The sequence below is a fragment of the Commensalibacter sp. B14384M2 genome (assembly GCF_016101865.1).
Classification (GTDB): Bacteria; Pseudomonadota; Alphaproteobacteria; order Acetobacterales; family Acetobacteraceae; genus Commensalibacter; species Commensalibacter melissae.
This window is the reverse complement of sequence record NZ_JACFPS010000006.1, coordinates 42,659-50,076: the sequence shown is the minus strand read 5'-3', so window position 1 is coordinate 50,076 and position 7,418 is coordinate 42,659. Positions and strand designations below refer to the sequence as shown.

8 protein-coding genes are annotated in these 7,418 nt (G+C 36.3%); 4 read left to right on the top strand and 4 right to left on the bottom strand.

Going from position 1 to position 7,418, the window contains the following annotated elements; translation table 11 throughout:
* Window positions 1-260: hypothetical protein (locus tag H3R33_RS09105; protein ID WP_232342220.1), on the top strand; the 260-nt coding region annotated here is incomplete at its 5' end.
* A 312-nt stretch (window positions 261-572) separates the two neighbouring features.
* Complete coding sequence (locus H3R33_RS08890) at window positions 573-2,849, top strand: Hint domain-containing protein (protein WP_198185577.1); 2,277 nt, start codon at window positions 573-575, stop codon at window positions 2,847-2,849.
* Between the two features lie 52 nt (window positions 2,850-2,901).
* Here the strand turns inward: H3R33_RS08890 and H3R33_RS08885 are convergent, their stop codons facing one another.
* Complete coding sequence (locus H3R33_RS08885; RefSeq protein ID WP_198185575.1) at window positions 2,902-3,861, bottom strand: SDR family NAD(P)-dependent oxidoreductase; 960 nt, start codon at window positions 3,859-3,861, stop codon at window positions 2,902-2,904.
* Window positions 3,862-4,095: 234 nt separating this feature from the next.
* On the opposite strand from H3R33_RS08885, the gene dps reads away from it, so the two are divergent.
* Window positions 4,096-4,614, top strand: a complete 519-nt coding sequence (gene dps / locus H3R33_RS08880; protein ID WP_155564929.1) for a DNA starvation/stationary phase protection protein Dps — start codon at window positions 4,096-4,098, stop codon at window positions 4,612-4,614.
* A gap of 88 nt (window positions 4,615-4,702) precedes the next feature.
* On the opposite strand, the gene H3R33_RS08875 is transcribed toward dps, so the two are convergent.
* A complete protein-coding gene (locus tag H3R33_RS08875) occupies window positions 4,703-5,182 on the bottom strand; it encodes a DUF192 domain-containing protein (protein WP_198185586.1) in 480 nt (159 codons plus the stop codon).
* An 81-nt stretch (window positions 5,183-5,263) separates the two neighbouring features.
* Window positions 5,264-5,926: an MBL fold metallo-hydrolase gene (locus H3R33_RS08870; protein ID WP_122122950.1), complete on the bottom strand. Its 663-nt coding sequence runs from the start codon at window positions 5,924-5,926 to the stop codon at window positions 5,264-5,266.
* A 263-nt stretch (window positions 5,927-6,189) separates the two neighbouring features.
* Here H3R33_RS08870 and H3R33_RS08865 point away from each other — a divergent pair, with 263 nt between their 5' ends.
* Window positions 6,190-6,951, top strand: coding sequence for a CHAP domain-containing protein (locus H3R33_RS08865; RefSeq protein ID WP_198185573.1), 762 nt, complete (start codon window positions 6,190-6,192; stop codon window positions 6,949-6,951).
* Between the two features lies 1 nt (window position 6,952).
* Here the strand turns inward: H3R33_RS08865 and H3R33_RS08860 are convergent, their stop codons facing one another.
* On the bottom strand, window positions 6,953-7,411 hold the full coding sequence (locus H3R33_RS08860) for a 23S rRNA (pseudouridine(1915)-N(3))-methyltransferase RlmH (RefSeq protein WP_198185571.1): 459 nt from the start codon (window positions 7,409-7,411) through the stop codon (window positions 6,953-6,955).
* Window positions 7,412-7,418: the final 7 nt, after the last annotated feature.

Sequence of the window (7,418 nt, the reverse complement as noted above, 5' to 3'; positions counted from 1 at the left end):
AGCACTACAACCAATACGCCACCAGCATATCCCCTTCTCATCCTATACAATTGTCAATGAACAAAATCGTAAAACACATCAAAAATGAGCCCTACAATCTAATCCCCACAAAGCAACCAGTCAAGAACTTTCCAGCTCGTCGCTCCGTGAATGTCCTTCTACAGAAATCTCTCATGCCAGTCAACCGATTTCTCTCAAAATTATCTAAAAAAATCTCGCCAATAACAAAAATAATAGGTTATCAAGACCTTACACCTTAAATAACCATAACCCAGCCCAATATATCCAAATCTCCGATTCCATCATTTTTAATTTTGTTAAATTATTTTTTTAAAAATTTTATTAATATTTATAAGGTTATAAAAAACTACACCTATAGAATCAAATAAATGCCAAGGCCTTTTATAAGGTAACCATGTTTTTTTAAATATATATGCCTTTAATAATTATTATTCTGTTTACAAAATGTTATAAATACGTAAATATTACTTATAAAGAATTATAAATATTAAATAAACTGCAACGATATTGCAGAAATTGTTTCAAAACATTTTAGAAAGAATTAATATATAATGGCAGACAATAATAAATCCTCAATAATAGAGGAAGAAATTATACAAGATAGAAATTATCATATTACTCGTAGAATGGTAACCATTCATAACCAGAATACCACCTTCGTCAATGCGACAATTCATGCTTATTATGACCAGGCAACCGGAAAAACTATGTACAAAGTCACCGGTGCTGATACTTGTTTTGGCGCACCTGATGGTATTTATGAAGGACCCATCAATATATCTGGAGGTAAATTAATTGTAGAGAATGGTGCGGTTGCCACTGATTTGATAGTAATTACCAGTGATGGACAATGGCCAACCGTTGATATTCAAAATGGTGGAATACTTCAAAATTCAAATGTTTATAACGCCTGGTTAAATATTGAAGATGGTGGTTTATCTCAAAACAACACGTATACATCAATAAATATGGCAGACATATGCAAGGGTATCCAAGGCATTTCAAAAAATGATACTTTTGGTGGATATAATAACGGGCAGATTTATGATTCACATCTTATCTCTGCGAATGGTGCCTATCATTTTACACCTGACAATGGCATTGTCAGTGGGTTCAATTTATTGAATAATGCCAAAATAATAAATCCTATTATTAAAGGTGAACCAATGGTTGGTAATTTCACATTAAATGGCGGTACAGAATTTGGTAATATAGATGTAAAAAATAATTATATAAATAATATAAACCAAACATTGGTAAGATTGAATGAAAATCCTGTTTTTATCGGTGGAGACTGGGTTGCAAGCCTGGATCCGGATACTGGAAGAACAGTTTATACAAATAATATCACGAAAATTATCGTTGAAGGCCCTATCAATCTTGTGGACATTAATTCCTTGACCATCAATAAAGGAGCTGTTGTTGAACATCTCAGGGTAACAATAAATACAAGATCAGCTGATTCCACCATTAATAATTATGGGACTCTTAAAGATTCCATATTATCAAACAGCACCATTAATAATCACGTTGGCGCAGTAACAGAAAATAACACCTTTTATTCCATAAATTACAATGGCGCAAAAGGCTCTGTTACTAAGCATGATTTTTTCTATCAATCTGCCACCGCTCCTTTTTGCGCATCAGATTCGAACGGTCAGAACCGAGTTGTCGATTTAACACAAGGGGGTGTTTTTGATGGATCTTATGTTGGTGTTGACAAGAATGCCGGAACATACCAGGTATTGGTAAACGGTGGTATAATCAACAACCAGGACAATTCCGATCCTTGTTTCTTGGAAGGCACAATGATAGCCAGCCCTAAAGGTTTAATAGCCGTTGAACATATTAAAGAGGGGGACCAGATAATCACCTATCTTGACGGTAAAGAAAAACCGTCTCCTGTTATTTGGGTAGGTCATCGTACAATCAAAGTCAAAACAACCCTTAATGACGAGAATGCCGGATATCCTGTACGTATTATCAAAAATGCAATCGCTGATGGTGTTCCTTTTAAGGATATGTTGATTACAGCCGAACATTGCATGTTCTTTAAGAATCATTTCATTCCGGTTCGCATGCTGGTTAATGGATCCACCATCTTTTATGATCATTCAATTAAAGAATATACTTATTATCACATTGAAACTGAAGAACACGCAATCATCAAAGCTGATGGCGCTCTGACTGAAAGCTATCTGGATACAGGACATCGCTCCGTATTCAATCACGACCAAAAAGTGGTCAGCATTATCAATCGGGGAAAAAGCTGGAATATTGATTCAGCAGCTCCCTTGGGAACAACAAAGGAATTGGTTGAGCCTATTTTCAATCACTTAATGGATAGGGCTAAAGATTTAGGTTATAAAATTGAACTGCCTGAAAAAAGCATCACCAATGACAGTGCATTGCGCTTGGTAACTAATACTGGAATAACTTTGACCAAACTATATCAAAAAGAAGGATATGTTGCTTTTAAGATTCCACCAGACACCGTATATGTACGTTTAGTTTCTCGTGCGAGCTGCCCAAACCGGGTTATCGGTCCTTACATTGATGACCGTCGCATACTCGGTGTTTTAATTGGAAATGTGACGCTTTTGCGTAAAAACCAAGCATTCTCCCTAACAGAGCACCTCTCCTCTCATACCTTGGATGGCTGGCATACACGGGAAAATGCCAATGCTCGCTGGACTAATGGTAATGCTGTAATAAATATTGACAATGGCAAAGCTGACAAACCCGGCATATTGATAATCCAAGTACTATCCCATGATTATTATATTAATGAAAAATCAGAGTATCAACAACAATTACATATAGCCTGATTTATTTAGAGTTTAAGATTTGGACAGTAATCAGTCCAAATCTTAATCGATATTAAATACACTCCTTGAACCATCTGACAAAATATTCGACACCGTTTTTTAGGTTTGTTTTGGGTAACCAGCCCGTTTTTTGTTTGATTTTGCTAATATCTGAAAGTGTCGCCTCGATATCCGTATTAGGGCGAGTTACATAATTGATCAATGCTTTCTTACCGAGATAATTTTCCAAATATACAATAAGTTTTTCAACCCGTTCCTGACAATTATTCCCGATATTATATACGTCATAATCCTCCAGGGTAGAACAATCAAATAAACTTGTTAATGCACCCACTACATCATCAATGTAGGTAAAATCACGTGAAAGATTATCCCCTGTATATAATGTGATTGGCTGCTGATGTTCAATTGCCCTTGCAAATATATAGTATGCCATATCAGGTCTACCCCATGGACCATATACTGTAAAAAACCGTAATCCCGTTTGTTTCAGGCCATAAACATGGCTGTAACTATAGGACAATAATTCGGCAGACCTTTTGGAAGCCGCGTAAACCGAACCCGGTTTATCGACGCGATCTTTTTCACTGAAAGGAATCTTTTTATTCAACCCATAGACAGAAGAAGATGAAGCGTAAAAAATACGCTCCAGTTTTTCCAATCTACGTGCTTCATCTAATATAACCAACTGTCCTGTAACATTGGTCTGGATATAGGCAAAAGGATTTTTCAGGGAATATCTTACCCCCGCTTGTGCAGCTAAATGAACTATATAATTAATATCTCTATATTTGTCGAATAATGAGGTTATCGCCTCTTGATCAGAAATATCAACTTGATGGAAAATAAAATTTTTATATTCTTTTAATCTGTCACATCGAGCATTTTTTAAACCGATGGAATAGTAATCATTAAGATTATCCAAACCAATAACCGTTTCACCACGTTCTAACAATTTTTTTGAAATATGAAAACCGATAAATCCTGCCGCACCCGTAATCAAAAAAATCACTTTTGAGCTCTTGTCACTTAAAATTATAAAAAACGGATTATAATCAGAATTTTCCCAGATCTTCAAGTCTGAAGCCCTGCTTAATTATTTTCTGAACACTTAACTTTACCATAAATAAATATTAATTAATTATTAAATATAATCGATAACTCATAATTAAAAATAAACTATTATTGTATCATTACTTAAAATATTTTATAATTCTTACAAATAATTATTTTAGGAGATAGTCTAATGACCAAAACAAAATACCCGCTACATCCTACTCGTAATAATTTGCATTCCAATACTAAAACCGTTGTTATCCAACTATTGAATGCCCGTCTTGCGGATGGTCTTGATATCGCGCTTATTACCAAACAGGCCCACTGGAATATGAAAGGGCACAATTTTATAGGTGTTCACAAAATGATGGATGATTTCCGCAGTGAACAAAACGAGCTGAATGATAAAATGGCTGAAAGAATTGCCGCCATCGGTGGAACAGCCTTGGGAACAACTCAGGAAATCGCCAAGAATTCAAGCATTGCTGAATATCCAACAGATATCATCAGTGTCGATGACCATCTGACCGCACTTTCTGAACGATTTGCAATCTATGCCAATGCCCTTCGCAAAGCTATTGATGAAGCTGATGAGGCTGGTGATGCGGATACTTCTGACTTGTTTACCGAGGTGTCCCGTGCAATGGATCAACAACTATGGTTCCTGGAGGCACATAAACCCTATCCATCCAAGTTACACGCCAAGTAGCTTTTATCTGAAATTTTGTTTTACATAATTTGTTTTATAATCTGCTGGTATTTTTTCCAGCAGATTTTTTTATTTTCTAAAACTGTTATTATTGATTTTGTACAGATTTTTTTTCATTTGATATGGAATTATCAAAAATTGCACTATCAACCACATCCCCTACCTTGATCCCCAATTTTTCTGTTATCCCACCTTTCAACTCCAAGGTGGCGATGACCGGACCCTGGCTACTGACAGGAGCCAAACTATATGGAACCGTATTTTCAGCAATTGCTTGAATATGATGATCTACACCAATAAAAACCATATCCAGGGAAACAAGTGTATTTTTCATCCACATCATGCTACGTTGCGGGGCTGGCCACATAAACAACATTCCGCCATTTTCAGGAATTGAAGTTCTAAACATCTCCCCTATCTCTTGCTCTTTAGGGGTTTTCGCAACTTCTATTATAAAACTATGCTTTCTTCCATCTTTAGAGGAAATTGTCAGAGGTTCTTTTGCCAATTCAGCCTGCGCTTTATTTATTACATGATCGGGATTTTCTGCAACAACCTCCCGGCTCATTCCTGTAAATAATCCTACAATTCCTACTAATACTGAACTATAGCGGAAAAAAAAATTTTTCATTTTAGACATCCTGAATTTTTAAGTTAATAATGGATTAGTCTTTTTTTCAACACCAATGGTGCTACCCATTCCATGCCCGGGTATAAAGTAAATATCATCTCCCAATGTTAATAAACGCTCTTTGATGCTTTTGATCAGCAGAGCTCCATTACCATATTCCCAATCAGAACGTCCTATCGTGCCCTTGAAAAGAGTATCTCCGGTAATTAACAAACGTGCAGAAGGTTCAAAATAAACTATATGACCTGGCGTATGACCAGGAATATGAATAACTTCAAAATTTATTCCATCAAATGTCAAACGCTCTTTATCCTTTAAAAAACGCGATGGTTTAACATCTCGAATCTCTGAAGTGGGAAAACCAAAATGGTTACAGTTTTCAACAACTTTACTTAACAAGAACAAATCCTCTTTTAATGGACCAAGAAGAGGCACCGCTCTATTATATATTTGCACAAGTTTTTCCTGTAACAACATAGCCCCACCAACATGATCAAAATGACCATGCGTTAACAAAATAGCCTGTATATCTATATGATTGGTTTGAATTGCAGAAAGAATCGTATCAACATATGCACCCGGATCTATTACAACTCCGATATTATTATCCTTGTTCCAGACTAGTGTACAATTTTGATAGATGGGTGTAACTGGAATAATTTCTATTTTCAAACTGGACATTTCTAAAAACAAAGCGTGTTCACCCTTAATATTTATAGCTTGTTACTTCAACAATATTCATTCTTTATACAAATATAAATAAATATTCAAATAATAACCTTAACTATACGATCGTTGCTATTTTGCACCATAACAAAACACATTTGGAGAAATTTTTCTAAAAAAATAAAAAACTGCCAAATTAATATTGCCCTTGATATACAGATCAGTATAAGTAAATTTTGTTCGTCATAAAATCCAAGCCCTAACCTACCAGGATTCCAATGGAAAAGATTCAACCAGTTATTCCCAGAAGAATTAAAATTCTACTTTTTTCCCTTGTATCTTTTTACACTGTGTCAACAAATGTAGAGGCACGTTCCCCTGTTCATCATACACATAAAAGAATCCATAAAAAAGCAAATGTTCACAAGGTTTCTGCCACTCATCATACAAGAAATTCACATTTCAGAACCCGACCCTATAAATTCAAACACAAATCTTATGGTCATGTCATTCAGTGTGTCGCTTTTGCCCGATCCGCTTCTGACATTCAACTGAAGGGAAATGCAAGGGATTGGTGGAATAATGCGGAAGGCGTCTATAAACGTGGAAACACTCCGGAAGCAAATAGTGTTTTGAGTTTTCGTCCAACCAGAAGAATGCCCCTGGGACATGTTGCCGTCGTAAAACAAGTGCTTGATTCGCGAACAATCATAATCGACCAATCTCATTGGGCGCAAAGAGGCATCAGTCATAATACACCTGTCATAGATGTATCCGCAAACAATGACTGGTCAGCCGTTCGTGTGGCTTTAAATGGCAATAAAAATGCCTTTGGAAGTATCTATCCTACTCATGGATTTATATATCCATCCACTCAGGAAACAACCCACCCTATTATTCGTGAAAATACAAAAGGAAATATACGGACGTGGACAGCTGACGCCGCTACAGCAAAAACGACAACTGAAGTTGCATTGGCGCCAAACATTTCTGACAGTGATCTCTTTGGATCTGACGCCCCTAACCGCTCTTTAAAATAGTCTACGGACGACCCTGTCGGTGATAGGGGTGTCCCGACAAGATCATTTGAGCCCTGTAGATTTGTTCAGTTAACAAGATTCTGGCGATCATATGAGGCCAGGTTAACTTTCCCAAGGAAATAACAGAGTGAGAGGTCTTGATTGCAGAAGCGTGCAATCCCTCTGCCCCGCCAATTAAAAATGAAATTGATTTAGATAATTCCAAACACTTTTGCATATGCATTGCAAAATCAAAACTGTTATAACTTTTTCCACCCTCATCCAAACTAATGATCAAGGATTTTTCTGGAACTGCCTTCAAAAGATTTTGAGCGTCCTTTATCTTGGTCTCAATAGGCTGACCTTTGCTTTCATTAATTTCGATTAGATCCAAACTGGGACGAATACGTTTGGCATAACGATTGAATAAATCCAGTTCTGCCCTATCCCGCATTTTGCCAATGGCAATAATTGAAAACATAGAAAAA